The organism is Streptomyces sp. MB09-01 (genome assembly GCF_033794505.1).
Classification (GTDB): Bacteria; Actinomycetota; Actinomycetes; order Streptomycetales; family Streptomycetaceae; genus Streptomyces.
Window position 1 is genome coordinate 1 of sequence record NZ_JARAYQ010000054.1, and the last position, 26792, is coordinate 26792.

Annotated in this window: 22 protein-coding genes and 2 pseudogenes; 16 read left to right on the forward strand and 8 right to left on the reverse strand. The window is 71.0% G+C overall.

The window, feature by feature from the left end; all coding sequences use genetic code 11:
* Together PV721_RS14270 and PV721_RS14275 are read left to right on the forward strand one after the other, a co-directional pair.
* Positions 1–462 (forward strand): hypothetical protein (locus PV721_RS14270; protein ID WP_319723970.1); only part of this gene is annotated, 462 nt, incomplete at its 5' end.
* Positions 462–2873 carry a DUF4132 domain-containing protein gene (locus tag PV721_RS14275; RefSeq protein ID WP_319723972.1) on the forward strand — a complete coding sequence of 804 codons (2412 nt, stop codon included), beginning with the start codon at positions 462–464 and terminating at the stop codon, positions 2871–2873. The genes PV721_RS14270 and PV721_RS14275, both read left to right, overlap by 1 nt.
* 76 nt (positions 2874–2949) lie before the next feature.
* On the opposite strand, the gene PV721_RS14280 is transcribed toward PV721_RS14275, so the two are convergent.
* The 5 genes from PV721_RS14280 to PV721_RS14300 form a co-directional block, all read right to left on the reverse strand.
* A complete protein-coding gene (locus tag PV721_RS14280; protein WP_319723974.1) occupies positions 2950–3717 on the reverse strand; it encodes a succinate dehydrogenase iron-sulfur subunit in 768 nt (255 codons plus the stop codon).
* Positions 3717–5480 carry a succinate dehydrogenase flavoprotein subunit gene (sdhA, locus tag PV721_RS14285; RefSeq protein WP_319723976.1) on the reverse strand — a complete coding sequence of 588 codons (1764 nt, stop codon included), beginning with the start codon at positions 5478–5480 and terminating at the stop codon, positions 3717–3719. Before sdhA ends, PV721_RS14280 begins: the two co-directional genes overlap by 1 nt.
* A gap of 24 nt (positions 5481–5504) precedes the next feature.
* Positions 5505–6005 (reverse strand): succinate dehydrogenase hydrophobic membrane anchor subunit, encoded by a 501-nt coding sequence (locus PV721_RS14290; RefSeq protein WP_319723978.1) that lies wholly within the window; start codon positions 6003–6005, stop codon positions 5505–5507.
* 5 nt (positions 6006–6010) lie between these two features.
* Entirely contained in the window at positions 6011–6391 is a 381-nt protein-coding gene (gene sdhC / locus PV721_RS14295; RefSeq protein WP_319723980.1) for a succinate dehydrogenase, cytochrome b556 subunit, read from the reverse strand.
* A 152-nt stretch (positions 6392–6543) separates the two neighbouring features.
* Entirely contained in the window at positions 6544–7149 is a 606-nt protein-coding gene (locus PV721_RS14300) for a 2-oxo-4-hydroxy-4-carboxy-5-ureidoimidazoline decarboxylase (protein ID WP_416371096.1), read from the reverse strand.
* 340 nt (positions 7150–7489) lie between these two features.
* On the opposite strand from PV721_RS14300, the gene PV721_RS14305 reads away from it, so the two are divergent.
* Both PV721_RS14305 and PV721_RS14310 read left to right on the forward strand, forming a co-directional pair.
* Positions 7490–8242 carry an RNA polymerase sigma factor gene (locus PV721_RS14305; protein ID WP_319724024.1) on the forward strand — a complete coding sequence of 251 codons (753 nt, stop codon included), beginning with the start codon at positions 7490–7492 and terminating at the stop codon, positions 8240–8242.
* Complete coding sequence (locus PV721_RS14310; RefSeq protein ID WP_319723982.1) at positions 8242–9291, forward strand: hypothetical protein; 1050 nt, start codon at positions 8242–8244, stop codon at positions 9289–9291. Before PV721_RS14305 ends, PV721_RS14310 begins: the two co-directional genes overlap by 1 nt.
* Positions 9292–9551: 260 nt before the next feature.
* Here PV721_RS14310 and PV721_RS14315 read toward each other — a convergent pair whose 3' ends face one another.
* Positions 9552–10430: a L,D-transpeptidase family protein gene (locus tag PV721_RS14315; RefSeq protein ID WP_319723984.1), complete on the reverse strand. Its 879-nt coding sequence runs from the start codon at positions 10428–10430 to the stop codon at positions 9552–9554.
* A 179-nt stretch (positions 10431–10609) separates the two neighbouring features.
* Between PV721_RS14315 and PV721_RS14320 the strand changes: the two genes are divergently transcribed.
* Positions 10610–12190 carry an acyl-CoA mutase large subunit family protein gene (locus tag PV721_RS14320; RefSeq protein WP_319723986.1) on the forward strand — a complete coding sequence of 527 codons (1581 nt, stop codon included), beginning with the start codon at positions 10610–10612 and terminating at the stop codon, positions 12188–12190.
* Between the two features lie 45 nt (positions 12191–12235).
* On the forward strand, positions 12236–12886 hold the full coding sequence (gene leuE, locus PV721_RS14325) for a leucine efflux protein LeuE (protein ID WP_319723988.1): 651 nt from the start codon (positions 12236–12238) through the stop codon (positions 12884–12886).
* Here leuE and PV721_RS14330 read toward each other — a convergent pair.
* Both PV721_RS14330 and PV721_RS14335 read right to left on the reverse strand, forming a co-directional pair.
* Positions 12879–14246 (reverse strand): polysialyltransferase family glycosyltransferase, encoded by a 1368-nt coding sequence (locus tag PV721_RS14330; RefSeq protein ID WP_319723990.1) that lies wholly within the window; start codon positions 14244–14246, stop codon positions 12879–12881. The two genes, leuE and PV721_RS14330, sit on opposite strands and share 8 nt — an antisense overlap.
* Positions 14246–15226 (reverse strand): glycosyltransferase family 2 protein, encoded by a 981-nt coding sequence (locus PV721_RS14335; RefSeq protein ID WP_319723992.1) that lies wholly within the window; start codon positions 15224–15226, stop codon positions 14246–14248. Before PV721_RS14335 ends, PV721_RS14330 begins: the two co-directional genes overlap by 1 nt.
* A gap of 176 nt (positions 15227–15402) precedes the next feature.
* Between PV721_RS14335 and PV721_RS14340 the strand changes: the two genes are divergently transcribed.
* From PV721_RS14340 to PV721_RS14385, 10 genes and pseudogenes are all read left to right on the forward strand, one after another.
* Positions 15403–16782 carry a DUF6716 putative glycosyltransferase gene (locus PV721_RS14340; protein ID WP_319723994.1) on the forward strand — a complete coding sequence of 460 codons (1380 nt, stop codon included), beginning with the start codon at positions 15403–15405 and terminating at the stop codon, positions 16780–16782.
* A pseudogene (locus PV721_RS14345) lies at positions 16779–17474 on the forward strand (cytidylyltransferase domain-containing protein); the annotation flags it as partial. The gene PV721_RS14340 and the pseudogene PV721_RS14345, both read left to right, overlap by 4 nt.
* Positions 17467–18180: pseudogene (locus tag PV721_RS14350) on the forward strand (N-acetylneuraminate synthase family protein); the annotation flags it as partial. The pseudogenes PV721_RS14345 and PV721_RS14350, both read left to right, overlap by 8 nt.
* 48 nt (positions 18181–18228) lie before the next feature.
* Complete coding sequence (locus PV721_RS14355) at positions 18229–19452, forward strand: hypothetical protein (RefSeq protein WP_319723996.1); 1224 nt, start codon at positions 18229–18231, stop codon at positions 19450–19452.
* 136 nt (positions 19453–19588) lie between these two features.
* The gene (locus PV721_RS14360) at positions 19589–20833 is read left to right on the forward strand and encodes an amidohydrolase (protein WP_319724026.1); all 1245 of its coding nucleotides are present in this window, start codon (positions 19589–19591) and stop codon (positions 20831–20833) included.
* A 229-nt stretch (positions 20834–21062) separates the two neighbouring features.
* Entirely contained in the window at positions 21063–22124 is a 1062-nt protein-coding gene (locus tag PV721_RS14365; protein WP_319723997.1) for a BMP family ABC transporter substrate-binding protein, read from the forward strand.
* Between the two features lie 231 nt (positions 22125–22355).
* Positions 22356–24014 (forward strand): ABC transporter ATP-binding protein, encoded by a 1659-nt coding sequence (locus PV721_RS14370; RefSeq protein WP_319724028.1) that lies wholly within the window; start codon positions 22356–22358, stop codon positions 24012–24014.
* Positions 24011–25126: an ABC transporter permease gene (locus PV721_RS14375; protein ID WP_319723998.1), complete on the forward strand. Its 1116-nt coding sequence runs from the start codon at positions 24011–24013 to the stop codon at positions 25124–25126. Before PV721_RS14370 ends, PV721_RS14375 begins: the two co-directional genes overlap by 4 nt.
* The gene (locus PV721_RS14380; protein WP_319724000.1) at positions 25123–26385 is read left to right on the forward strand and encodes an ABC transporter permease; all 1263 of its coding nucleotides are present in this window, start codon (positions 25123–25125) and stop codon (positions 26383–26385) included. Before PV721_RS14375 ends, PV721_RS14380 begins: the two co-directional genes overlap by 4 nt.
* Positions 26382–26780 carry a cytidine deaminase gene (locus PV721_RS14385; RefSeq protein WP_319724002.1) on the forward strand — a complete coding sequence of 133 codons (399 nt, stop codon included), beginning with the start codon at positions 26382–26384 and terminating at the stop codon, positions 26778–26780. Before PV721_RS14380 ends, PV721_RS14385 begins: the two co-directional genes overlap by 4 nt.
* Positions 26781–26792: the final 12 nt, after the last annotated feature.

Here is a 26792-nt window from a genome sequence, read left to right on the forward strand (position 1 = left end):
GACCCGTCCCTGACCGCCCGTCCGGCCCCGCCCGGCGCGTTGTCAGTGGTCGCCCCTACGGTCGGCGGTATGGGAATGGTGACCTTCGTCGACGAGACGACCGCCGGAGGCCGTGGCGACGGCTGGGGCCTCGAGATGGCCGAGGAGCGGCTCGCGCTGCGCGAACTGATCCGGCGCAGGGTGTTCCAGGAGGTCGCGGAGTACCACGCCCAGGGACCTGAGGTCTTCCGGCGGCTGGTGCAGCCGGAGGAGGCCGAGCGTGCCCTGAACGGGTACGCGCTGCGCACGCCGCGCCGCATCGACCCGGAGAGGCAGACCGAGCTGGCGCTCAGGGCGTTCGAGCGCAACGGCTTCCTGGTGCTGGTGGGGGACCGTCAGATCACGGATCTGGACGCGGAGATCGCCCTTCCGCCCGGCGTCGAGATCACCTTCCTGAAGCTCGTCGCGCTGGTGGGTGGCTGATGACGCACGACTTCGCGGATATGGCACGCCGGCTGATCCACAAGGCCGCGGACAACTCCTTCTACAACCCCGAGACGAAGCGGCTGCTGGACCGCGCCCTGGCACTTGCGGCAGAGGAGCGGCGCGCGTTGGCCGAGGCGTTCGCCGACCGCTACCGGCGCGGGATCGAGGTGGAGCCGGTGCGGTCGAAGCTGCTGACGCTCATCGCGCTCGTGAGCCACGACCTGGACGGTCTGCCCCTCGCCGAGGAGCGGACCGCGCGGCTCGACCGGCTCTCCCGCTCCCATTCGGTCTGGGGAGGCGACCGTCACGAGGCGCTCTGCGCCGCCGAGGTGGCCGCCGGGCGGCCCCTCTCCGCCGCCGTCGTGGCGACCCTCCGGCGCACCACCCTGATCGCGGGCCACGACAGTGATCTCGTGGCCTTCGCCGCCCAGTTCACCGAGCCGGTGCTCAACGTCGGCGAGGAATGGGCGGAGACGGCGATGGAGGACGAGCGCTGGCGCAAGCTGCTCGCCCACGCGGCCACCGCCAAGTCCGCCAAGCCCTCCGCCGCGTGGGAGAAGGGCGCCCGGGCGCTCGTCGACGGTCTCGGCGCCGGGGCGGTCCACGGGGCCGTGCTGGGCTGGCTCGCGCGCGTCGGCCGGCCCCGGACCTTCGAGCTGCGCAGGGAGACCTACGAGCCGGACGTCAACACCTCCTTCGACCCGTACAACGCCAACGCCCTGCGCGGCCTCGTCCGGCTGCTGCCCCTGCTCCCGCCGCACCCCGACACGGCGCGCGCCCTCGGCGCGCTGGTGGAGACCTCCCTGCGCAAGGCCGCCGGACTCGGGCCGCGCAACCCCAAGGTGGCCAACGCGGCGGTCAACTCCCTGGCGCGGCTGGAGGGTGAGGCCGCCCTCGCCGAACTGGCCAGGCTCGCCACCCGGGTGACGTACAAGGGCACCCTCAAGCTCATCGACGCGGGGCTGGAGGCGCGGGCCGCCGCCCTCGGGCTGAGCCGCGAGGAGATCGAGGAGCTCGCCGTGCCCGCGTACGGGCTGACGGAGGTGGGCGGGGCCGGGTTCCGCCTGGGGGAGGCCACCGCGCTGCTGGAGATCCGCGGGAGCAGGGCCCTGCTCGGCTGGCTCAACGCGGCGGGGAAGCAGGTCAAGAGCGTGCCCGCCCCCGTACGCCGGGACCACGCCGAGGAGCTCAAGGAGCTCAAGGGCCTGGTCAAGGACATCGACAAGTCGCTGTCCGCGCAGGCGGAACGGCTGGACCGGCAGTTCCTGGCCCGTCGCACGTGGGCGTACGGGCCGTGGCGTGCGCGGTACCTCGACCACCCGCTGGTAGGAACCCTGGCCCGGCGGCTGATCTGGACCGTCGACGGGACGGCCGCCTGTTTCGCGGACGGTGAGCTGCGCACCCTCACGGGAGCCCCCGTCACCGGGGGCGCCACCGTCGAGCTGTGGCACCCGGTGGCCGCCGTGCCCGCCGAGGTGGTCGCCTGGCGGGAGTGGCTGGAGCGGCACGCCGTGACGCAGCCCTTCAAGCAGGCCCACCGCGAGGTCTACCTGCTCACCGACGCCGAGCGCGGGACGCGGACGTACTCCAACCGCTTCGCCGCGCACGTCCTGCGCCAGCACCAGTTCAACGCGCTCGCCGCGGTCCGCGGATGGCACAACAAGCTCCGCCTCTGCGTCGACGACTCCGCCCCGCCGGCCACCCGCGAGCTGCCGCAGTGGGGGCTGCGGGCCGAGTACTGGATCGAGGGCGAGGGGCACGAGTACGGGCTCGACACCACCGACGCGGGGACCTACCTGCGGCTGCGGACCGACCAGGTGCGCTTCTATCCCGTCGACGCCCCGCAGAACCGGGCCGGCACCTACGGCGGCGGGTACGCGATGTGGCCGGAGGACGGCCGGCGCCGCCACGTCGACCCGCTGCCGCTCGAGCGGATACCGGCGCTGGTGCTGAGCGAGGTACTTCGGGACGTCGACCTGTTCGTCGGCGTGGCCAGCGTCGGCAACGACCCGACCTGGTCCGACGGCGGGCCCCAGGGCCGCTTCCGCGAGTACTGGACCTCGTACGGCTTCGGCGAGCTGAACCAGAGCGCCCAGACCCGGCGGGCGCTGCTGGAGCGGCTGGTGCCGCGCCTGGCCATCGCCGACCGCTGCACGCTCGAGGGCCGCTTCCTGCACGTGCGGGGCGAGCTGCACACCTACAAGATCCACCTGGGCTCGGGGAACATCCTGATGACCCCGAACGACCAGTACCTGTGCATCGTCCCCGGCGGATCCACCGCCCCCGACACCGGATACCTGCCCTTCGAGGGGGACCGGACGCTGGCCGTGATCCTCAGCAAGGCCGTGCTGCTCGCGAAGGACACGGAGATCACCGACCCGGCCATCACCAGCCAGCTCCGCCGCTGACCGCCTGCGGGAACGACGAGGGCCCCGCCCCCGGCGAACCGGGTGCGGGGCCCTCGTGCGGGCACAGCAGGGAAAATCAGAAGCGACGGGTGATCAGGGCGCGCTTGACTTCCTGGATCGCCTTCGTGACCTCGATGCCGCGCGGGCAGGCGTCGGTGCAGTTGAAGGTCGTGCGGCAGCGCCACACGCCGTCCTTGTCGTTCAGGATCTCCAGCCGCTGCTCGCCGGCCTCGTCACGCGAGTCGAAGATGAAGCGGTGCGCGTTGACGATCGCCGCCGGGCCGAAGTACTGGCCGTCGTTCCAGAACACCGGGCACGAGGACGTGCACGCGGCGCACAGGATGCACTTGGTGGTGTCGTCGAAGCGCTCGCGGTCCTCGGCGGACTGCAGGCGCTCGCGCGTCGGCTCGTTGCCCTTGGTGACCAGGAACGGCATGACGTCGCGGTACGCCTGGAAGAAGGGCTCCATGTCGACCACGAGGTCCTTCATCACCGTGAGGCCCTTGATGGCCTCGACGGTGATCGGCTTCTCCGGGTTGATGTCCTTGATCAGCGTCTTGCAGGCGAGCCTGTTCTTGCCGTTGATCCGCATCGCGTCGGAGCCGCAGATGCCGTGCGCGCACGAGCGGCGGAAGGTCAGCGTGCCGTCGAGGTCCCACTTGATCTTGTGGAGACCGTCGAGCACGCGCTCCTTCGGGTCGATCTCGACCTGGAAGTCCTGCCAGGTCGACTCCTCCGAGATCTCCGGGTTGAAGCGGCGGATCCGGAAGGTGACCGTGATGAACGGCGAGGCGGCGGCCGCCGCCTCCATCGTGTCCGTCTTGGACAGGGTCGGGGTGGCCATCAGTACTTACGCTCCATCGGCTGGTAGCGGGTGACGACGACGGGCTTGTAGTCCAGCCGGACTGTGTCCCTGGCGGACTCGCCCTCGCCGACGACCTCGCGGTACGCCATGGTGTGGCGCATGAAGTTGACGTCGTCGCGGTTCGGGTAGTCCTCGCGGTAGTGACCCCCGCGGGACTCCTTGCGCGCCAGCGCGGACACGGCCATGACCTCGGCCAGGTCGAGCAGGTTGCCCAGCTCGATGGCCTCCAGCAGGTCCGTGTTGAAGCGCTTGCCCTTGTCCTGGACGGACACGTTCTTGTAGCGCTCGCGCAGCTCCGCGATCTTCTCGACCGCGGTCTTGATGGTCTGCTCCGTACGGAACACCATCACGCACGCGTCCATCGTCTCCTGGAGCTCCAGACGCAGCTCGGCGACCCGCTCGTTGCCCGTGGAGTTGCGCAGGTGCTCGACGAGGTCGATGACCTGCTGCGCCGGGTTCTCCGGCAGCTCGACGTAGTCGTTGGCGTGGGCGTACGCGGCGGCCGCGATGCCCGAGCGCTTGCCGAAGACGTTGATGTCCAGCAGCGAGTTGGTGCCCAGGCGGTTCGCGCCGTGCACCGACACGCACGCGACCTCGCCGGCCGCGTACAGGCCCGGGACGACGGTGGTGTTGTCCGCCAGGACCTCACCCTCGACGTTGGTCGGGATGCCGCCCATGGCGTAGTGCGCGGTGGGCTGGATCGGGATCGGGTCCGTGTACGGCTCGATGCCCAGGTAGGTGCGCGCGAACTCGGTGATGTCGGGGAGCTTCGCGTCGAGCTGCTCCGGCGGCAGGTGCGTCAGGTCCAGGTACACGTGGTCACCGGCCGGACCGCAGCCGCGGCCCTCGCGGATCTCGGTGTAGATGGAGCGCGAGACGACGTCACGGGACGCGAGGTCCTTCATGACCGGCGCGTACTTCTCCATGAAGCGCTCGCCGTCCTTGTTGCGGAGGATGCCGCCCTCACCGCGGGCGCCCTCCGTCAGCAGGATGCCCATGCGCCAGATGCCCGTCGGGTGGAACTGGAAGAACTCCATGTCCTCGAGCGGCAGGCCACGGCGGTAGCAGGCCGCCTGGCCGTCACCCGTGAGGGTGTGCGCGTTGGAGGTCACCTTGAAGAACTTGCCGGTGCCGCCGGAGGCGTAGATGACGGCCTTGGCCTGGAACACGTGGATCTCGCCCGTGGCGAGCTCGTACGCGACCACACCGGCCGACTTCTTGACGCCGTCCTCCTCGACCAGGAGCTGGTCCAGGACGTAGAACTCGTTGAAGAACTCCACGCCCTCCTTGACGCAGTTCTGGTACAGCGTCTGGAGGATCATGTGACCGGTGCGGTCCGCGGCGTAGCAGGACCGGCGGACCGGCGCCTCGCCGTGGTTGCGCGAGTGGCCGCCGAAGCGGCGCTGGTCGATGGTGCCGTCCGGGGTGCGGTTGAACGGCAGGCCCATCTTCTCCAGGTCGAGGACCGCGTCGATGGCTTCCTTCGCCAGGATCTCGGCGGCGTCCTGGTCGACCAGGTAGTCACCGCCCTTGACCGTGTCGAAGGTGTGCCACTCCCAGTTGTCCTCTTCCACGTTGGCCAGCGCGGCGGCCATGCCGCCCTGCGCGGCGCCCGTGTGGGAGCGGGTGGGGTAGAGCTTCGTCAGGACCGCGGTGCGGCTGCGCTTCGTCGCCTCGATGGCTGCGCGCATGCCCGCGCCACCGGCGCCGACGATGACGGTGTCGTACTTGTGGATCTTCATGAGTCGATTCGCCTCAGCCCGTGCCTAGCGGATGTTCGGGTCGAAGGTGAAGATCACCAGCGTGCCCAGAAGGATGGTGAACACCGTGGCGGTGTAGAGCAGGCCCTTCAGCCACAGCCGCGTGTTGGCGCGCTCCGCGTAGTCGTTGATGACCGTACGCAGACCGTTGGCGCCGTGCAGCATGGCCAGCCACAGCATCAGCAGGTCCCAGACCTGCCAGAACGGGGACGCCCAGCGGCCGGCCACGAAGGCGAAGCCGATCTTGGAGACGCCGCCGTCGAGCACCAGCTGGATCAGCAGGTGGCCGATGACGAGGACGACGAGCACGATGCCCGACAGGCGCATGAAGAGCCACGCGACCATCTCGAAGTTGCCGCGGGTCGAGCGCGGGGTCTTGCCCGTGCGCTTGCGCGGGGCCTCGATGTAAGGCGCCGGGTTGTCGACGTCGTAGAGGGACAGGCCCGTCACGGACCCGCCGTCGCCGGCGCCCTTGGTCATGTCGACGGAAGAAGTGTCAGAAGACATGCGTGTCACTTCCCGAACAGTTCAAGGTAGGCGTGGCCCAGTACGGGGTACAGGGCCCCGCCCATCAGCACGATCCAGATGCCCACGACGTACCAGAGCATCTGCTTCTGGTAGCGGGGGCCCTTGGACCAGAAGTCCACGGCGATGACACGGAGACCGTTGAGCGCGTGGAACAGGATTGCGGCGACGAGGCCGTACTCCAGCAGCGCGACGATCGGAGTCTTGTAGGTAGCCACGACATCGTCGTACGCCTCGGGGGAGACGCGAACGAGTGCGGTGTCGAGGACGTGTACGAACAGGAAGAAGAAAATGAGGACGCCGGTGACTCGATGAGCCACCCAGGACCACATTCCTTCCCGGCCGCGGTACAACGTTCCAGCCGGCACGGAAAACCCTCCGGAAGCGGGGCGGGGGCCAGCCGGCTTCTTTGTCGGTCGGGCCCGGCCGGGTACGGTCCTCCGGCCCCGGACATCGTAGCGACGCTTTGTCGGTTCCCTTGCGCGGGGGCCATCGGTGTGATCAAACAGGCACGTACGGACTATCCCACAGGGGCGAATAGCCCGATTTCCGTGGCAGTCGGCCCATCCGTCGAGGTCAGCCAGCGTGTCAGATCCCAGAGCCGGGCCTGTGCGACGCGGCGCAGCTCGTCCGCGGAGATCGAGCGCTCCTCGTCCACCTCGTGCGTCATCCTGCGGCGGATCGCCCCCAGCAGCTGGTCCGCCTGCTCCTCGGGCGGATGCCCTGCGAGACAGATCACGAAGGCGTGTCCGAATTTACGTTCGTACTCCGCGTGCGCCGCGTCGAGGGCCAGCAGGGCGGCGTACGGCGCGCCGTGGTCCAGCTCCGCCGAGCTCTCCGCGGCCAGCGCCTCGGTCAGGTCGGCCTGCGAGAGGTCGTACGAGGCCTCGTCCGCGGCGGCGATCAGGGCGCCCGGATCCGGGTAGGGGCGGTGGGTGGCCACCCGGTGCGCCCAGCGGCGGCTCCCGCAGCACTGCAGGAGGACGGCATGGGCGATCTCGGGGGAAAGGGCGTTGAACCGCGCCAGCCCTGAGCCGTGAGAAGGATCGGAGCAGCCGCGGGCCTGTGCCGGAAGGTGGCTGGACAGCGGGGGGCTCCTCGGGGCGCGGCGCGGGTGTACCGCCACGCTAGCGATGCAAGGCAGGGTGTGTCGTACCCATCAGGGGTTTTCACCCGGAAGTGAGCCGAAAGGATGACGTGAGCGCCCCAGCCAGGCCCGGGAAGTGGTCCGGGAGGGGGAGGGCGACCGAGGCCGCCACCCCCCACAGGAGAGGCCCCGGCCGCCATCCGTCACGGACTCGTGCGACAAGCCCGTACCCCTGTCAGCGCCGCGAGTGCGTTTTGTGTCACACCTCGCTCCGCACAGGATTGGTTGCGCGTTGTATCACTCGTGGACGCGAGGTGCTTGAAAGCCGTAACGTGCTGATTTGCGCCACAGGTACAGGACAGTGAACGGGTTGGGGACTTTGCTGGGGGACGACGCGGAGCTGACCGCCGCGGTGCTCGCGGCACAGGACGGCGACGAGAACGCGTTCCGTGCTGTGTACCGCGCCGTGCACCCACGCCTGCTCGGATACGTACGCACGCTCGTCGGGGACGGCGACGCGGAAGACGTGACGTCCGAGGCCTGGCTGCAGATCGCCCGCGACCTCGACTCCTTCACCGGCGACGCCGACCGCTTCCGCGGCTGGGCCGCCCGCATCGCCCGCAACCGGGCCCTCGACCACATCCGCATGCGCGGCCGCCGTCCCGCCATCGGCGGCGACGACACCGAACTGACCGCGTGGGCCGCCGACTGCGACACCGCGGGCGCGGCGATGGAGTCCCTCTCCACGGGCCGGACCATGGCCCTCATCGCGAAGCTTCCGCAGGACCAGGCCGAGGCCGTCGTCCTGCGCGTCGTGGTCGGACTGGATGCCAAGAGCGCGGCCGAGACCCTCGGCAAGCGGCCCGGCGCCGTCCGCACCGCCGCGCACCGGGGTCTGAAGAAGCTGGCCGAGCTGCTCGGCGAAGAGGGTTTCGAGGAGGGCTTCGGGCCCGATCAGGGCACCGGCGCGGAGCCGGCCGCGGCGGTCGGCCATAATGCCGGTGGCCAGCCGTGGGACGGCGGGGGCGGGAGGGATCTCGACGCCGTACCCGCACAGCGTGGCCGAGGCGGGGGCTTCGTAGAGCAAACCGGTGTGACGCATTCACGTTGGCGGACGCAGAAGGACATGTGATGGCCGACGAGCGCAACAGGTGGCTGGACCAGGCCGCGGCGGAGAGACTGCTGCGCGGCGAACCGGCGGAACCTGTGGGCCCGGCCGGTGCCGAACCGCGCGCCCGCGTCGAGGCCGCGCGGCTGCGCGCCGCCCTCGATGCCCTGGAAACCCTGGGCACCGGCGGAGAGCTGCCGTCCCCGGGAACGGAACTGCCCGGCGAGGCCGCGGCCGTGGCCGCCTTCCGTACGGCGCGGACCGCCGCCGGCCGCTCCGCGGACCGGCCGGAGCGGATCGCGACGGCCGGATCGGGCGAGCCCGTGGTCGATCTCGGCCGTCTCGTCCCCTCCTTCGCACCCGCACGCCCACGCCGGCGCGGCCGGACCGTGAGCTTCGGCCTGGCGGCGGCTCTGGCGAGCGTCGCCGTCGGCGGCCTCGCCGCGGCGGCGGGCGCCGGGCTGCTGGACCGCGACCGGCACGACACGGCGGGACCCGGACCGGCGATGTCCGTCACCGCCGGCGAGAACGCGGAGCCGGACATCGACGGCGGAGCCCCGACGCTCACCCCGAAGCTGCGGCCCACGCCGCTGCCGGACGGCTCGAATTCGATGCTGACCCCGGGCCCGTCGCAGCCGCCGGGCACGGACGGACGTACAACGGCCGGCAGCGGAACCGGCGAGGACCCCTCGGCGGGCAGCTCGGCGACCGGCGGCTCGGGCAAGGACACCCGGGGGGACCTGAGCGGCGCGGGCGGCACGGGCGACAAGGACCGGGACACCTTCGGCAACGGAGACGCCGGCAAGGACGAGCGGCGCGAGCGGGAGAACCTGATCAAGGCGCTGGACCTCTGCCAGGACTACCGGTCGGGCCGGCTCGACGACGACCGCCGCGAGCGGCTCTCCCGCCTGGCCGACGGGCTCACCCGGATCCCGGACTACTGCAAGTCGCTCCTGGAGCGGGACTCCGGCGGCAAGCGCAGCGACACCCCGCTGGGGGACGGAACGCTCAAGGCCCCGACCCTGGCCCCCGCGGCTCCGCGGGGCTCGACGGGCCTGCGCGCCGGTCTCTGACACATGCGCTGACCCGCCTGTAACACTTTTCGAACCGGTGACGCAGTACATATCGAGCCGACTGGTCATCGGCCGCGCATGAGCCGGGGTTCCCCCCGTACCCCTGGGCTCTGCGCAACCGGCGCGGGCGGGGCACGTTCCCCCGGCCCTGCCCGCGCCCTTTACTTCGACCCCCGGAGGCCGGCCCGGCCTCCAACAACAAGGCCTTCGCCCGGATCCCGGTCGAAGGCCTTCCGCGTGGGCCCGTGGGGCCGCGCGCATCACCAGTAGACGACGACCTTGTCGCCGACGTTGACCTGGCCGAAGAGGGCCGACAGCTTGCCCTTGTCCCGGACGTTCACGCAGCCGTGCGAGGCGCCGTTGTAGCCGCGGGCCGCGAAGTCGGCCGAGTAGTGCACGGCCTGGCCGCCGCTGAAGAACATCGAGTACGGCATGGCCGTGTGGTAGAGCGTGGACGTCCAGTCCTTCTCCTTGCGGTCCACCTTGAAGACGCCCTCGCGGGTCGGGGTGTTCTCCGAACCGAAGCGCACGTCCATGGTGGACATGACCTTGCCGTCGATCATCCAGGCGAGCGTGCGGCTCTCCTTGCTGATGCACATGACCCGGCCCTCCATGCAGCGCGGGTCCGGCGCGTCGACCTCGTTGACGGTCGGCGGGCGCAGCTCGTCGGCGGTGGGCTTCTTGCTGGAGCTCTGGATCTTCTTCCAGGTGGCGTCGTCGACCGAACCGGTCGCGTTCAGACCGTTCTTCGACTGGAAGGACTTGACCGCGGCCGTGGTCTTCGAGCCGTAGAAACCGGTCGGCGCCACCGACATCAGCTTGAGCTGCCGCAGGCGCGCCTGGAGCTCGCGCACCTGGTCGCTGTCGTCGCCGTTGGCCATGATCTGCTTCACCGAGGGCGACGCGGAGGCCGACGGGGAGGCCGAGGCGGAGGGCGACGCGGAGGCCGACGGCGAAGCCTCGCCGGGCTTGTCGTCGGTGGTCGGGGAGGTTTCGGGGGAGGTGCCCGCCGTGGGCGAGGACGAAGCCGGGGAAGCGGAGCCTACGGACTCCGACTTCTGCGGCCCGCAGGCGGTCGCGGCGAACGCGACGGCGGTGGCAACCCCGATCGTGCGGATTATGAATCTCTGGCGCTGCATTGCAGTCCCCCGGTTTCTACGTCGTGTATCTAGGTGATGCCTGGCATGCGTGGAGAGTTGCACTGGGCCACGGGATGTTGCGCCATTGTGACCAGCAGCCGTCCGCGGCCCTGCGAAGCGATGCGCGGGCAAGGTTGTACCCGCCCCGGGCCCGGCAGCTCCACGGAGGTCTTCGTCACATGGCACGCACCGAGAGCGGACTCCCGATCGAACCCGTCTACGGACCCGGCGACCTGACGGGGTGGGACCCCGCGGCCGCCCTGGGCGAACCGGGCGATTTCCCCTACACCAGGGGTATTTATCCGAACATGTACACCGGTCGGCCGTGGACCATGCGGCAGTACGCCGGTTTCGGCACCGCCGCCGAGTCCAATGCCCGCTACCGCCAGCTCATCGTCGGCGGCGGGACCGGCCTCTCCGTCGCCTTCGACCTGCCGACCCAGATGGGACACGACTCCGACGCCCCGCTCGCGCACGGCGAGGTCGGCAAGGTCGGGGTGGCCGTCGACTCCGTCGACGACATGCGGACGCTGTTCGACGGGATCCCGCTCGACCGGGTCTCCACCTCCATGACCATCAACGCGCCCGCCGCACTGCTCCTGCTGCTCTACCAGCTGGTCGCGGAGGAACAGGGCATCCCGGGCGGGCAGCTGACGGGCACGGTCCAGAACGACGTCCTGAAGGAGTACATCGCGCGCGGGACGTACATCTTCCCGCCCGGGCCCTCGCTCCGGCTGACGGCCGACACCTTCCGGTACTGCCGGGCCGAGATCCCCCGGTGGAACACCATCTCCATCTCCGGCTACCACATGGCCGAAGCGGGGGCCTCGCCCGCGCAGGAGGTGGCCTTCACCCTCGCCGACGGCATCGCCTACGTCCGTACGGCCCTGGCCGCCGGGATGGCGGTCGACGAGTTCGCGCCCCGGCTCTCCTTCTTCTTCGTCTCCCGCACCACCCTGCTGGAGGAGGTCGCGAAGTTCCGCGCGGCCCGGCGGATCTGGGCCCGCGTCATGCGCGAGGACTTCGGGGCGCGGGACCCGAAGTCGCTGATGCTGCGCTTCCACACCCAGACGGCCGGGGTCCAGCTGACCGCGCAGCAGCCCGAGCTGAACCTCGTACGGGTGGCCGTGCAGGCGCTCGCCGCCGTCCTCGGCGGCACGCAGTCCCTGCACACCAATTCCTTCGACGAGGCCATCGCGCTGCCGACGGAGAAGTCCGCCCGCCTCGCGCTGCGCACCCAGCAGGTCCTCGCGTACGAGACGGACGTGACGCACACCGTGGACCCCTTCGCCGGGTCGTACGCCGTGGAGCGGATGACGGACGAGCTGGAGGAGGCGGCGCTCGCGCTGATGCGGCGGATCGAGGACCAGGGCGGGGCGGTGGCCGCGATCGAGAACGGCTTCCAGAAGGGCGAGATCGAGCGGAACGCCTACCGCATCGCGCAGGAGACCGAGAGCGGGGAGCGGGTGGTGGTCGGCGTCAACCGTTTCGCGCTCGACCGGGAGGAGCCGTACGAGCCGCTGCGCGTGGACCCGGCCATCGAGGCGCGGCAGTGCGCGGCGCTGGTGCGGCTGCGGGCGGAGCGCGACGCGGCGGCGGTCTCGGCGGCGCTCGCGGCCCTGCGGGAGGCGGCCGCGGGAACGGAGAACGTGCTGTATCCGATGAAGGAGGCGCTGCGGGTACGGGCCACGGTGGGGGAGGTGTGCGGGGCGCTGCGGGAGGTGTGGGGGACGTACGAGCCGACGGATTCCACATGGTGAAACCCACTGGACTGTCAGGTGTGTCCCCATGGGACACTCCTGCACATGCTGGGTGTCACCGATCTGCCGACGTACCTCGCCGGCCTCGTACTGATCATTCTTCTGCCGGGTCCGAACTCGCTGTACGTGCTCTCCGTGGCCGCACGGCGCGGGGTGCGCACCGGATACAAGGCCGCCGCCGGCGTGTTCACCGGCGACGCCGTACTGATGGTGCTCACCGCCGTGGGCGCCGGAGCACTGCTGCGGGCGAGCCCGCTGGTGTTCACCGTGGTCAAGTTCCTCGGTGCCGGTTACCTGGCCTGGCTGGCCGTGGGGATGATCCGGGGCGCCTGGGCGCTGTGGCGCACGCGCCGGGAGCGGGAGGAGGCGCAGGCCGCCGCTCCCGCCGAACCGGGCGGCAACGAGCGGCCCTACCGGCGGGCGCTGCTCATCAGCCTCCTCAACCCGAAGGCCATCCTCTTCCTGATGTCCTTCTTCGTGCAGTTCGTGGATCCGTCCTACGCCTACCCGGCGCTGTCCTTCCTGCTCCTCGGCGCCCTGCTGCAGACCGGCAGCTTCGTGTACCTGACGCTGCTGATCTTCGGCGGCACCCGGCTCTCGGAGGCCTTCCGGCGGCGCAAGCGGCTGTCGGCCGGCGCCACCTCCGCGGCGGGCGTGCTCTTCCTCGGCTTCGCGGCCAAGCTCGCCGTCAGCTGACGGCGCGGCGCAGGCGGCTCAGCCGCCGTACGGCCCGGCGCACCGCGCGGCTGCGCGGCAGGAACGAGAGCTGCGCCGGGATGCCGCCCGGCAGACCCAGGGCCGTCAGCCGGCGGCGGGTGAAGTACCGCCAGGTGCGGGTGGTGAGGTGCCGGGCCAGGTAGGCCTCGGCCGCCGGCCGCCGCGCGGCCAGGATCTGCGGTTGCATGGTGAACCCGACGGCGGTCAGCAGCGCTGCCGGCTCGGCCCGGACCTCCTCGGGGGTCGGTGGCGTCCAGGTGCGCACCGCCTCGGCGTCGGCGAGGTCCGGGAGCAGGGCGTCCACCAGGGCCAGCGGGACCCGGTTGCTGTTCGGGTACGGGGTCAGGCGGGCCAGGACCGCTTCCGTGCCGGTCCGGGCCACCGGCAGCCCGTACAGGGTGGCGGCGGTCAGCAGGCCGGTGGAGAAGCATCCGACGACCAGCGCCGGACGCAGCCGCTGGTAGAGGGTCTCGGCCAGTATCGGGGCGGCGATCACGGTCAGCCGGGCGCCGAGCCGCTCGGCCTCCTCCTCGGCCCGCCGGGAGTACGCGGCCGGGGCGCCGGGATGAGGTTTGAAGACCAGCTCGTGGTGGCCCAGGGCGTGCGCGCCCCGGACCATCGATACGTGGAGCTCCTCCTCCTCGGCCAGGGTCATGAGGTCGAGCGCCGAGAGGTACTGGCCCAGGAGGAGGGCCGGCGGCTCGGCCCCGGGGGCCCCGGCGGCGCCCGCGATGGCCCCGGCGGCCGCGGTGGCTTCGGCGAGTTCGGCGAGGACCTTCAGGACGGACTCCGTCGGCACCAGTTCCTCCCGCGCCCCGAACTCCGTCAGCAGCAGCGGCTTCAGCCCCGGTACGAGGTCCAGGTGGAGCACCCGCCGCACCCGCATCCCGAGCTGCGGGTCGAGCCGGAAGCGGGTGGGTCCGTAGCTCATCAGGCCGTCGGCGTAGACGTCGACCGCGGCGCCGGGGAAGAGCCGGCACAGGGTCTGGGCCGGCGGCACCTGCAGGGACTCCACGATCAGTTCGACGCGGTCCTCGCCGAGGCCCCACAGGGAGCGCAGCTGCCGTTCCCAGATCGGGACGTCCTCCGCGCGCGGGGCCCAGGTGCTCGGGTGCTGCGGCTCGATGACCCGGTTCCAGTCGAGCACCTCGTCGAAGCGGGTGCGCAGGGCGGCGAAGCCCGGCATGTCCGCGACCCCCGGGGTCACCTCGGCGGTGACGGCGTGATTGCTGGTCAGCAGGATCCGGCGGCAGGCCTGCGGGAAGGAGCCCGCGTCGATGCCCGCGGCGAGCGTGGCCGCCCCGTAGAGGGTGGAGGCCAGGAAGATCTGGGTGGGCATCAGGCGGCCGCTCCCGACGGGGTGCGGCGGCCGCCGCGCACGCGCCGCAGCAGGGTGGAGCGTTCGATGTCCATCGAGTCCAGGACCTGGTCCAGAACGTCCTGGGGCATGCGGCCCATCGCGGCCGCGCTCATCGAACGGAGTTTCTTGGCCACGGCCGGTTCGAACCTTTCGGTGGATCCGAAATGGTGCGCGATAATCGCGCAATATGTTCGGACGGCTTTCGGGAGCAGCAGGCCGGATTCCCGGTCGGCGGCAACGTCCGCCAGTACTTGATCAAATGCACGGATGAAATCGAGCTGCCGTTCGTCCCCGATCTGCGTCAGGGACGTGGAAACCCCGCGCCGGTAGAAGATCCCGGGCAGACCCACCGCGGCGAAGGACTCCGCCTCCCGGTGCAGCCGCCAGATCCACGGCCGGTCCTCCGCCGTCCGCAGCCCGTCGGTGAAGTGCAGGACCCCGCGCTCCAGCAGCCGCCGGTGGTACATGCCGGCCCAGGCGTAGGGATAGTCCACCGAGGTCGCACGGTCCACGGGCAGGATCGCGGTGCGCGGATCGGCGACGACCGACTGCGGGCCGTAGGGGACCCGCTGCACGCTCCGCGACCTGCCCGTGCACCGGACATGGTCGGTGCGGACGAAATCGCAGTTCAGCGCCTCTATGGCGGCCAGTGTGCGGGCCAGGTGGCCGGGGGCCAGCCAGTCGTCCCCGTCCAGGAAGGTGACGTACTCGCCGCGGGCCGCGTCCAGCCCGGTGTTCCGCGCGGTGGCCAGGCCGCCGTTCCGCTCGTGTCTGAGGTGCACCGCCCCGGGCAGCTCGCTCGCCGCCCGCTCCAGCAGGCCGGGCGTCCCGTCCGTCGAGCAGTCGTCGACGAGCAGGAACTCGAAATCCTCCCGTGCGTTGAGTTCGAGACTCTTCAGGGCATCCGGTGCGTATGTCTGCACGTTGTAGAACGGCACGACAACAGAGAGCTTGGGCACCCGCGAGACATTAGGGCGCCGCCCGGCATTCACCGTGGCCCGGATGCGGATTCCACGTGAACGGCGCGGGGCGGGCGAGTTAACCCGTGCGCTTTCGCATTGAGTCGACGCGTTGTTAACCCGCTGTTGTGCGTTCGTTGGGCCGATCACCGAAATTGCGGAATAGCTTCTGCCGCGTGCCAGAACGCAAACGCGTCGCCGTACTCGCCGATTCCGATACGCGATGGAAATGGGGCGCACTCACCGCCCGCCGTCTCGTGCCCGACCACCAGCTCACCGGATACCTGCTGCGCGGCCGTGCCACACCCACCGCGCGCCAGCTCGGCGAGGTGGGGGTGCGGGCCGACCGGCTGACCGAGGTGACCTGCGCGGAGTTCCTCGCCGAGATCGAGCGGGAGCGCTACGACGTGGTCGTCCTCGCCCTCGTCGGAGGGGCCGTCCAGGCCGTCCTGCACGGGGCCCGCGCCCTGTGGCCGACGCCCGCCAAGCGCCCCGTACTCGTCACCGGATACGTCGGCGTCGTATACGAGAAGCTCGCCGACGGGCTGCTGCTGCGGCACGGGGCCGACCTCGTCCTCGCCAACTCCCGCCACGACGCGGAGCGTTTCCGCGCCGTGTACGAGGGGGTCGGCGCGGACGCCGCAGCCGTCACCGAGACCGCGCTGCCCTTCCTGGGCGGGGCGCCGTACGAGCCGGCCGGCAGCAGGGCCCACACGGTGGTCTTCGCCGTCCAGCCCTCCGTGCCCGACAGCCGCGCCGACCGCGCCTACCTGCTGGAACGCGCCGCCGCCCACGCCCGGCTGCACCCCGAGCGGGAGGTGCTGATCAAACTGCGCAGCAAGCCCGGGGAGCACACCACGCACCTGGAGGAGCAGCCGTACCAGCGGCTCGCGGAGAAGATCCCGGGCGGACTGCCCGCCAACTGCCGCCTGGTGTACGGGAACATGGGCGAGGTGCTGGACGGCACCGACCTGCTGGTCACCGTCTCCTCCACCGCCGCCCTGGAGTCCCTGCACCGGTCCATCCCGACGGCGATCCTCACCGACCTCGGCATCCGCGAGGCCCTCGGCAACCACCACTTCCTGGGCTCCGGCTGCCTGGCCTCGTGGGACCAGCTCGACTCCGGCCTCCTCCCGGAGGGCGATCCGCTCTGGCTGGCGGCCCAGGGCGTACTGCCGGGCCCGGCCGCGGCCGGGCCGGGTGCGGCCGAACCGGCCGGGGCCGCGCATTCGTCCGCCGAGGCCGCCGCGGGCGCGCCGCACGACGCCTACGCCGTCGCCCGGGCCAAGGCCGCCGGGCTGGTGGCCGCGGCCCGGCTGCCCGCCCCCGCGCCGTACTACACGCTCACCACCGCCCCCCGGTACCTGCCCGGGATCCTCGCCCGGCACCACCTCGCCCCCGACGGCACCCCGCTGCCCGGCGCGGCGCGCCCGACCGCGGGGGAGTCCCGGCTGCGCCGCCGGCTCCGCGCCCACCTGCGCGAGGCCGCCCGCGGTGCCTACCGGCACGGCGTGCAGCGCGTCGCCCCGGTGATCCGCAGGCTGGGGGAGCTGTGAGCCCCCGCGTCCTCGCCGTGATCCCGGCCCGCGGCGGCTCCAAGGGGGTTCCGGGCAAGAACCTCGCCGAGGTCGCCGGCACCCCGCTCGTCGCCCGCGCCGTCCGGGCCTGCCGCTCGGCGCCGACCGTCACCGACGTGGTGGTCTCCACGGACTCCGACGCGATCGCCGAGGCCGCCCGCGCCGCCGGCGCCGACGTGATCGCCCGTCCGACCGCGATCTCCGGCGACACCGCGAGCAGCGAGGCCGCCCTCCTGCACGCGCTCGCCGCCTTCGAGGAACTGCACTCCGTCAGCGTGGACGTGGTCCTCCTCGTCCAGTGCACGAGCCCCTTCCTCACCGCCTCCGACGTCGAGTCGGTCGCCGTGGCCGTCGCCTCCGGGGCGGCCGACTCGGCCCTGACCGTGGCCCCCTTCCACGGGTTCCTCTGGCGGTCCGGGGCCGACGGCTCCGGCGCCGGGGTCAACCACGACCAGGCGTACCGCCCCCGGCGCCAGGACCGGCCGCAGGACCTGCTGGAGACCGGCGCCGCCTACGCCATGGACGCCGACGGCTTCCGCGCCGCCCGCCACCGCTTCTTCGGACGCACCCTGCCCGTCGCCACCGACCCCTCCCGGGTCCTGGAGATCGACGACCCGCACGACCTGGAACGCGCCCGCCTGCTCGCACCCCTGCTCGACCCGCACCCCGCGCGACCAGTGGGACATCGAACGCGACACGCCCTGGGGCCGGATGACCTACATCGACTACCGCCACAAGGTCGAGTTCGGCGAGGACGAGTACCGCGCCATCGACGAGCACTGCGCCAAGCGCGGCATCGACTGGTTCGCCTCCCCGTGGGACACCGAGGCGGTCGCCTTCCTCGAGAAGTTCGACGTCCCCGCCCACAAGGTGGCCTCCGCCTCCCTCACCGACGACGAGCTGCTGCGCGCCCTGCGCGCCACCGGCCGCACCGTCGTGCTCTCCACCGGGATGTCCACCCCGCAGCAGATCCGCCACGCGGTGGAGGTGCTCGGCAGCGCCAACATCCTCCTCTGCCACGCCACTTCCACCTACCCGGCCAAGGCCGAGGAGCTCAACCTCCGGGTCATCAACACCCTGCGGGACGAGTACCCCAACGTTCCGATCGGCTACTCCGGCCACGAGACGGGCCTGCAGACCACCCTCGCCGCCGTCGCCCTCGGGGCCACCTTCGTCGAGCGGCACATCACCCTCGACCGCGCGATGTGGGGCTCCGACCAGGCCGCCTCCGTCGAGCCCGGCGGCCTCACCCGTCTGGTCCGCGACATCCGCACCATCGAGACCGCCCTCGGCGACGGGGTCAAGCGGGTCTACGAGTCCGAGCTCGGCCCCATGAAGAAGCTCCGCCGCGTCCGGGGCGAGCTGGCAGCCGTCTGACCTCCGGTCCGGCGCGTACGAGTTCCGCCCCCTGACAAGGAGTACGTGGTGACCCCCTCCGCCTCCACCCTGGCGTTCGTCGAGAGCCCGGTCCAACTCCTCAACGTGCTGGAGTGGGCGCACGCGCGGAGCGCGCCGGCGGGCCCCGGCCCGCAGCAGCCGCAGCTGGACGGGGTCCCGCGCCAGCGGGGGCCCCGCGCCGGCGGGGCGGAACCCGGCCCGGACCGGGCCCGCGCGGAGGGCGGCGGCGGGGCAGGGCCCGGCAGCGAACCGGCTCCGGCCGGCGCGGGGTCATCCCTGAGGATCGTCGTCCTGCCGCCCACCGACCCCATGTCCCGCGGCCAGCTGCGCCGGATGGCCGCGCTGGCGCGGGACGAGGGGTACGAGGTGTGCTGGCAGGAGGCGCGCGGCAGCCGGTTCGCGCCGCTGAAGGCGCTGGCCGCACTGGCGCGCGACGTCCGCGCGGCGCGCACGGTCGTCATCGGCGACCCCTTCTCGCGCTACGTCCAGCTGCTGCTCACCCTCGTGCGCGCCGATGAGCTCGTCGTGGTCGACGACGGCACCGCCACCATGGAGTTCATCGCCCAGACCGCGCGCGGCGAACGCCTCGTACGCTGGCACCGGGCCGGCGGCGGGGGACTGCCCGGCCGGGTCCGCGAGCTGGCGTACGCCCCCGTCTCGGCGACCGCGCGCCGCCGCTTCACCCCCGCCCGGGGCCGCGGCCACCGCGTCGAGGTGTTCAGCTCGATGCCCGTCACCGCCCACGGCGCCATGACCCTGCGGGTCAACGACTTCGCCTGGACCCGCGCCCGCTTCGGTCCGCCCCGCCTGACCAGGGGCACCGACCTGGTCGGCACCTCGCTGGTGGAGACCGGCGTGGTGGACCCGGCCCGCTACCTGGAAGCGGTGCGCGCCCTCACCCTGGAGCACGGCGCCACCCGCTACTTCGCGCACCGCCGCGAGTCCCCCGAGAAGCTGCGCGCGCTGAGCCGGGCGACCGGGCTGGAGATCGTGCGCCCGGACCTGCCGCTGGAGCTGATCGCACGGCGCGGTCCGGTCGGCAGGACGATCGTCAGCTTTCCGTCCACGGTCGTCCACACGCTGCCGTACGCCCTGACCGGTACCGGTGTGACCGTCGCCGTATGCAATGTGGACCCCGCCTGGCTCACCGGGTCCGCGTCCGCCCGCGCCCGCAGTTTCCTCGCCGGGGTCACCGACACCGCCCGTGATGTGCGCAGACTCCCTGCCCAGGCGGCTCCCACGGCCGGATGAGCGCGCGAGTTTACCCCCGGGGACACCCGGTCATGCGCCAGAGGCCGCGTTTCTTTCCCCTAACGGCATGAACTTTTCGGGATCCCCGGCCAGTTGACCCGTCCGTGCGCCTACCCTTCAACGGGTGAACCAGTTGATGTCCCGCGAGTCCCAGACCGCCCAGCCCGCCGCGTCCGACCGGCCCGAGCTGCCCGGCACACTTCCGGACCACCTGCGTACCGAACTGATCGCCTTCCGCCGGGACTTGCACATGCACCCGGAGCTCGGACACCAGGAATTCCGTACCACCGCGGCGATCAAGGCCCGGCTGGAGAAAGCCGGCCTGCGACCACGGGTGCTGAAGTCAGGCACGGGCCTGATCTGTGACGTCGGCACCTGGGACGGGGGCCGGCCGATGCTGGCCCTGCGCGCGGACATCGACGCCCTGCCCATCCCGGATGCCAAGACGCACGTCTCGTACCGCTCGACCGTCCCGGACCGCGCCCACGCCTGCGGCCACGACGTGCACACCGCGGTCGTCCTCGGCGCCGGCCTGGTGCTCGCCGAGCTCGACCGGCAGGGGCTGCTGCCCCGCCCCGTACGGCTGCTCTTCCAGCCCGCCGAGGAGGTGCTCCCGGGCGGGGCCACCGATGCCATCGACTCCGGAGTGCTGGACGACGTGGGCAGGATCGTCGCCGTGCACTGCGACCCCCGGGTCGACGCGGGGCGGATCGGGCTGCGGGCCGGCCCCATCACCTCGGCCTGCGACCGGCTGGAGGTCACCCTCACCGGCTCCGGCGGGCACACCGCGCGCCCGCACCTGACCACCGACCTGGTGACGGCCGCCGCCCGGGTGGCCGTCGACGCCCCGGCCCTGCTGGCCCGCCGGATGGACGCCCGCTCGGGCATGTCGGTCACCTGGGGCCGGATCGCGTCCGGGCACGCCTGCAACGTCATCCCGATGCACGCGGAGCTGTCCGGAACCGTCCGGTGCCTGGACCTGAACGCCTGGCACGAGGCGCCGGACATGATCCACGCGGCGATCGACGAGATCGCGACCATGCACGGGGCCAAGTTCGAGATCAACCACGTGCGCGGGGTGCCGCCGGTGGTCAACGACCCGGTGATCACCGAATTGCTGCGCGAGGCGATGGCGGCCCGCTGCGGCACCGAGTCCGTCGAGGACACCGAGCAGAGCCTGGGCGGGGAGGACTTCTCCTGGTACCTGGAGCACGTCCCGGGCGCCATGGCCCGCCTGGGGGTCCGCGCACCCGGCGACACCGCCAAGCGCGATCTGCACCGCGGTGACTTCGACGTCGACGAGGACGCGATCGCGGTCGGCGTGGAGTTCTTCACGGCCGCCGCACTGCTGGACGGGCGTCGGGCCGTGCCCGCCAGGTAGCGGCCGGGGCGAGTTCCCTACAACATCGACGGATCTTCCGTCGGGCGTGTCCAGCCCTTGGTACACAAGGGCTGGGCGCGTGAGGAGTCACCAATCGGTCACTGTCTGGTTCACGACGATCCGATAACGACTCATGAACGGGCCTTTAACTGACATCTACGCGCGTTACGATCGCCGCGAAACCAGCGCCGGTCGTGGCGCTTCGGTCAGGTTTTGAAGGAGCCTCCCCTTGCGCCGGATCACCAGGATCGCCACCGTGGGCATCGCGTCCGCGGCGCTGGCCCTCTCGGCCACCGCCTGTGGCGGTAAGAAGTCCTCTGACGCCTCCTCCTCTCCCTCGGAGTCGGGTCAGAAGTCCGCTGCCATCGCGTACGACATCGGTGGCCGCGGCGACCAGTCGTTCAACGATGCCGCCTACGCCGGCCTGAAGAAGGCCGAAACCGATCTGAAGATCAAGGGCGCCGAAGCGGAGCCCACCGACGGTGAGGGCGAGGCCGACAAGGTCCAGCGCCTCACCGAGCTTGCCCGCAAGGGCAACAACCCGGTCATCGGCGTCGGTTTCGCCTATGCCCCGGCCATCAAGAAGGTCGCGCCGAAGTTCCCGGACACCACGTTCGGCATCATCGACGACACCTCGGTGACCGGCGGGAACATCGCCAACCTCGTCTTCAACGAGGAGCAGGGCTCCTACCTGGCCGGCGTCGCCGCCGCCAAGGTGTCCAAGACCGGCACGGTCGGCTTCATCGGCGGTGTCGAGGTTCCGCTGATCAAGAAGTTCGAGGCGGGCTTCACCCAGGGCGTCAAGGACACCAACCCGAACGCCAAGGTGCTCTCCGCGTACCTGACGCAGCCGCCGAACTTCGACGGTTTCGCCAAGCCCGACCTCGGCAAGGCCGCCGCACTGGGTCAGCTCGACGCGGGCGGCGCCGACGTGGTCTACGCCGCTGCCGGTCTGGCCGGCTCCGGTGCCATCGAGGCCGCGTCCTCCAAGGGCAAGTGGGCCATCGGTGTCGACTCCGACCAGTACAACCAGGCCGGTCTGGCGAAGTACAAGGACTCCATCCTGACCTCGGTCACGAAGGACGTCGAGGACTCGGTCTTCAACCTGATCAAGTCGGTCCAGGACGGCAAGCCGACCACCGGTGAGATCCGCTACGGCCTGGACAAGGACGGCGTCGGCCTGGCCGACTCCAACCCGAAGTACAAGGAGATGGCCGACGTCATCGCCGCGGTGGAGAAGGCCAAGGCCGACATCATCGCCAACAAGATCAAGGTCAAGACCGCCCCGTAAGGCCGTCGCCGACATGTAGTCCTGGTCTCCGGGGTCCGGGAAGCGGTCTCGATCGCTCCCGGGCCCCGAGCCACGTTCGGTGATCACTATTCTGTGACCAAGTGGCCCCATGGCCGCGAGTTTTCACTTCCGACAGTGCTACGCGCGTAGAAGCATCGTGGACGCGATACTTTCACTCCCCGCCCTGTCCCCCCCTGCCTTCCGCTCCTTCCGCGCCAAGGAGAGTGCGTCATCAACGCGTCCAGCCCGCCCCCCGCCGTAGAACTGCACGGCATCACCAAGCGCTTCCCCGGCGTCGTCGCCAACAAGGACATCGCGATCACCGTCCGCAAGGGCACGGTCCATGCCTTGATCGGCGAGAACGGCGCCGGCAAGTCGACCCTGATGAAGATCCTCTACGGCATGCAGAAGCCGGACGAGGGCACCATCGCCATCGACGGGGAGCAGGTCTCCTTCCACACGCCCGGCGACGCCATCGCCCGCGGCATCGGCATGGTGCACCAGCACTTCATGCTCGCCGACAACCTCACCGTCCTGGAGAACGTGGTCCTCGGCGGCGAGAAGCTCTACGGCATCGGCGCCAAGGCCCGCAAGAAGATCAAGGAGATCTCGGACGCGTACGGCCTCGGCGTGCGCCCCGACGTTCTGGTCGAGGACCTCGGTGTCGCCGACCGGCAGCGCGTGGAGATCCTCAAGGTCCTCTACCGCGGCGCGAAGATCCTCATCCTCGACGAGCCGACCGCAGTGCTCGTGCCGCAGGAGGTGGACGCCCTCTTCGACAACCTGCGCGAGCTCAAGGCCGAGGGCCTGACCGTCATCTTCATCTCGCACAAGCTGGGCGAGGTGCTGAAGGTCGCCGACGACATCACCGTCATCCGGCGCGGCACCACGGTCGGCACCGCCGATCCGAAGACCGCCACCACCAAGCAGCTCGCCGAGCTGATGGTCGGCTCCGAGCTGCCGTCGCCCGAGACCCGCGAGTCGACGGTGACCGACGTCCCGATGCTCCAGGTGAAGAACCTGACCCTCGCCGCGAGCGACGTCGTCGTCGCCGAGCCGGAGGTCCTGGTCGCCGAGGGCGCCGCGGACTCCGCGACCGTGGAGAACGTCGAGACCGGCCGCCTCCTGCTGGACGACATCAGCCTCACGATCCACAAGGGCGAGATCCTCGGCATCGCCGGTGTCGAGGGCAACGGCCAGACCGAGCTGATCGAAGCCCTCATGGGCATGGCCGCCGCCGACGCGGGCGTGATCACGCTGGACGGCACGGACATCACCAAGACCTCGGTGCGCAAGCGCCGCGAGGGCGGCATCGGGTACATCCCCGAGGACCGCCACCGCCACGGCCTGCTGCTGGAGTCCCCGCTCTGGGAGAACCGGATCCTCGGCCACGTCACCGAGACGCCCAACTCCAAGAAGGGCATCCTCGACCCGAAGGCGGCCCGCAAGGACACCGAGCGGATCGTGCGCGAGTACGACGTCCGCACCCCGGGCATCGAGGTCACCGCGGCCTCGCTCTCCGGCGGCAACCAGCAGAAGCTGATCGTCGGCCGCGAGATGAGCCACAACCCGAAGTTCCTCATCGCCGCCCACCCCACCCGCGGTGTGGACGTCGGCGCGCAGGCGCAGATCTGGGACGCGATCCGCGATGCCCGCCGCGAGGGCCTGGCCGTGCTGCTGATCTCCGCGGACCTGGACGAGCTCATCGGCCTGTCCGACACCCTGCGCGTGATCTACCGCGGCCGCCTGGTCGCGGACGCCGACCCCGCGACCGTCACCCCCGAGGAGCTCGGCACCGCCATGACGGGCGCCGCTTCGGGGCACCTGGAAGCAACCGACAACCACTCCGCCGCTGCCGACGGTGACACGACGGAGGACGAGGCCCGATGAAGAAATTCGACAAGGACCGGCTGCTGCTCGCCATCGCCGGCCCCGTGCTCGCGCTGGTCGCCGCCTTCGTGCTGACCATGATCGTGCTGGGGGCGACGGGCATCAACCCGATCGAGCCGCTGCGCATCATGGTGGAGAACGGTGGTTACGAGGACATCCAGGTCCTCATCGTCAACCAGGCCGGCACGTACTACCTGGCAGCCCTGGCCGTCGCCATCGGCTTCCGGATGAACCTCTTCAACATCGGTGTCGACGGCCAGTACCGGCTCGCCGCGATGATCTCCGCCGTGGTCGGTGGCGCCATCGCGCTGCCCGGCCCGCTGCACATCCTGCTGATCGTGGTCGTCGCGATGATGACCGGTGCCTTCTGGGCCGGCATCGCCGGTGTCCTGAAGGCCAAGCGCGGCGTGAGCGAGGTCGTCTCCACGATCATGCTCAACGCCATCGCGACGAGCCTCATCGCCTGGCTGATCCTGCCGAAGAACCTCGGCGTCCAGGTCGAGGGCTCCAACGACCTGACGACGGGCGAGATTGCCGAGTCCGGCTGGTTCCCGGCCCTCTCCCTGGGCGACTCGGGCGAGATCTACGGCTTCACGTTCGTGGCCTTCGCCCTCGGCGTCGTCTACTGGTTCGTGCTCAACCGCACCCGCTTCGGCTTCGACCTCCGCGCCAGCGGCGCGAGCGAGTCCGCCGCCGCGGCCTCCGGTGTCGACTCCAAGAAGATGATCATCACCGCGATGCTCATCTCCGGTGCCGTCGCCGGTCTGTCGGGCATGCCGGTGCTGCTCGGCGAGAGCCACACGTACACCCTCGTCTTCCCCGTGGGCGTCGGCTTCACCGGCATCACGATCGCCCTGCTCGGCCGCAACAACCCCGTCGGCATCTTCTTCGCCGCTCTCCTGATGGCCTTCATCGACAAGGCGTCCGCCGGCCTCGATACGGCCGGCTACGCCAAGGAGATCGGCACGATCATGAAGGGCCTGATCGTGATCGCGGTCGTCGTCTCCTACGAGCTCGTCCGCCGTTACGGCATCCGCCGCCAGCAGCAGAAGGTCGGCGAGGAGCTGGCCGCGGGCCACGCGATGAAGACCGAGAAGGAGGTCGCGGCGTGAGCGCCAGCACCGTTTCCACGAAGAAAGCGGCGCCCGCCACGGGCGGCCGCAAGAAGCTCACCCTGCCCTGGATCATGCTGATCATCGCGGGTGGCCTCGCGCTGGTCTCGCTGGTCCGCCTGATCTCCGGGGCCGACGACCTGACCTCCGTCGGCCAGGTCTCCGGCGCCCTCTCGCTCGCCGTGCCGATCGGCCTCGCCGGTCTCGGTGGTCTGTGGGCCGAGCGCGCGGGCGTCGTCAACATCGGCCTCGAAGGCATGATGATCCTCGGCACCTGGTTCGGTGCCTGGGCCGGCTACCAGTGGGGCCCGTGGACCGGTGTGCTCGTCGGCATCGCCGGCGGCGCCGTCGGCGGCCTGCTGCACGCGATCATCACGGTCACCTTCAACGTCAACCACATCGTCTCCGGTGTGGCCGTCAACATCCTGGCGCTGGGCTTCACCCAGTACCTGTCGAACTTCACGTTCGCCGAGGCGCCGGGCGGCTCCTCCAAGCAGTCCCCGCAGGTCGAACCGATCGCCAAGATCACAGTCCCGGGGCTCTCGGACTGGATGGCCGACCTCCAGGGCAAGCACTGGTTCTTCATCTCCGACCTCGCCGGCGTCATCGGCGGCCTGGTCACCGAGATCTCGCTGCTCACCATCGTGGCCCTGCTGCTGATCCCCGCCACCTGGTGGGTGCTGTGGCGCACCAGCTTCGGCCTGCGCCTGCGCTCCTGCGGTGAGAACCCGATCGCCGCCGAGTCGCTCGGCGTCAACGTCTACAAGTACAAGTACATCGCCGTGATCGTCTCGGGCGCGCTCGCCGGCCTCGGCGGCGTGTACCTGTCCGAGGTCGCGAGCCCCATCTACCAGGAGGGCCAGACCGGCGGCCGCGGCTACATCGGTCTCGCCGCGATGATCTTCGGCAACTGGATGCCCGGCGGCATGGCGCTGGGCGCGGGCCTGTTCGGCTTCATCGACAGCCTCAAGCTGCGCGGTGGTGCCGAGAACGTCCACGCGATGCTGCTGCTGATCGCGATCCTGCTGGTGCTGGTCTGCGCCTGGCAGCTCTACAAGAAGAAGCACATCCAGGCCGGCGTCTCGGCGGTCTTCGCCGCGCTGCTGTTCCTCTGGTACGCGACCACGGACTCGGTGCCGAGCCAGTTCGTGGACGCCGCCCCGTACCTGACGACGCTGCTGGTGCTCGCCCTGTCCGCGCAGCGCCTGCGGATGCCCAAGGCGGACGGCATGCCGTACCGCAAGGGTCAGGGCAAGTGACCCCGGCGCACGCCGTGGACTGGGAAGCCCTGCGGACGGCCGCCCGGGACGCGATGTCCCGGGCGTACGCCCCGTACTCGGGCTTCTCGGTCGGGGTCGCCGCCCTCGTCGACGACGGCCGTACCGTCGTGGGCTGCAACGTGGAGAACGCGAGCTACGGCCTCAGCCTGTGCGCCGAGTGCGGCCTGGTCTCCTCCCTCCAGGCCACCGGCGGTGGCCGCCTCACGCACTTCACGTGCGTCGACGGCCGGGGCGAGATCCTCGTGCCGTGCGGCCGCTGCCGCCAGCTGCTCTTCGAATTCGGCGGACCGGACCTGCTGGTGGAGACCCCGAAGGGGATCCTTCCGCTGGCGGAGATGCTGCCCCAGGCCTTCGGGCCCGACCACTTGAGATAGCCGTGCCGACGG

Excerpts from the sequence above, each read along its gene's own strand:
- leuE (WP_319723988.1), top strand. The coding sequence starts at position 12,236 with ATGCTGGGTGTCACCGATCTGCCGACGTACCTCGCCGGCCTCGTACTG.
- PV721_RS14310 (WP_319723982.1), top strand. The coding sequence starts at position 8,242 with ATGGCCGACGAGCGCAACAGGTGGCTGGACCAGGCCGCGGCGGAGAGA.
- PV721_RS14360 (WP_319724026.1), top strand. The coding sequence starts at position 19,589 with ATGTCCCGCGAGTCCCAGACCGCCCAGCCCGCCGCGTCCGACCGGCCC.
- PV721_RS14315 (WP_319723984.1), bottom strand. The coding sequence starts at position 10,430 with ATGCAGCGCCAGAGATTCATAATCCGCACGATCGGGGTTGCCACCGCC.
- PV721_RS14290 (WP_319723978.1), bottom strand. The coding sequence starts at position 6,005 with ATGTCTTCTGACACTTCTTCCGTCGACATGACCAAGGGCGCCGGCGAC.
- sdhA (WP_319723976.1), bottom strand. The coding sequence starts at position 5,480 with ATGAAGATCCACAAGTACGACACCGTCATCGTCGGCGCCGGTGGCGCG.
- PV721_RS14330 (WP_319723990.1), bottom strand. The coding sequence starts at position 14,246 with ATGCCCACCCAGATCTTCCTGGCCTCCACCCTCTACGGGGCGGCCACG.
- PV721_RS14280 (WP_319723974.1), bottom strand. The coding sequence starts at position 3,717 with ATGGCCACCCCGACCCTGTCCAAGACGGACACGATGGAGGCGGCGGCC.
- PV721_RS14320 (WP_319723986.1), top strand. The coding sequence starts at position 10,610 with ATGGCACGCACCGAGAGCGGACTCCCGATCGAACCCGTCTACGGACCC.
- PV721_RS14275 (WP_319723972.1), top strand. The coding sequence starts at position 462 with ATGACGCACGACTTCGCGGATATGGCACGCCGGCTGATCCACAAGGCC.
- PV721_RS14375 (WP_319723998.1), top strand. The coding sequence starts at position 24,011 with ATGAAGAAATTCGACAAGGACCGGCTGCTGCTCGCCATCGCCGGCCCC.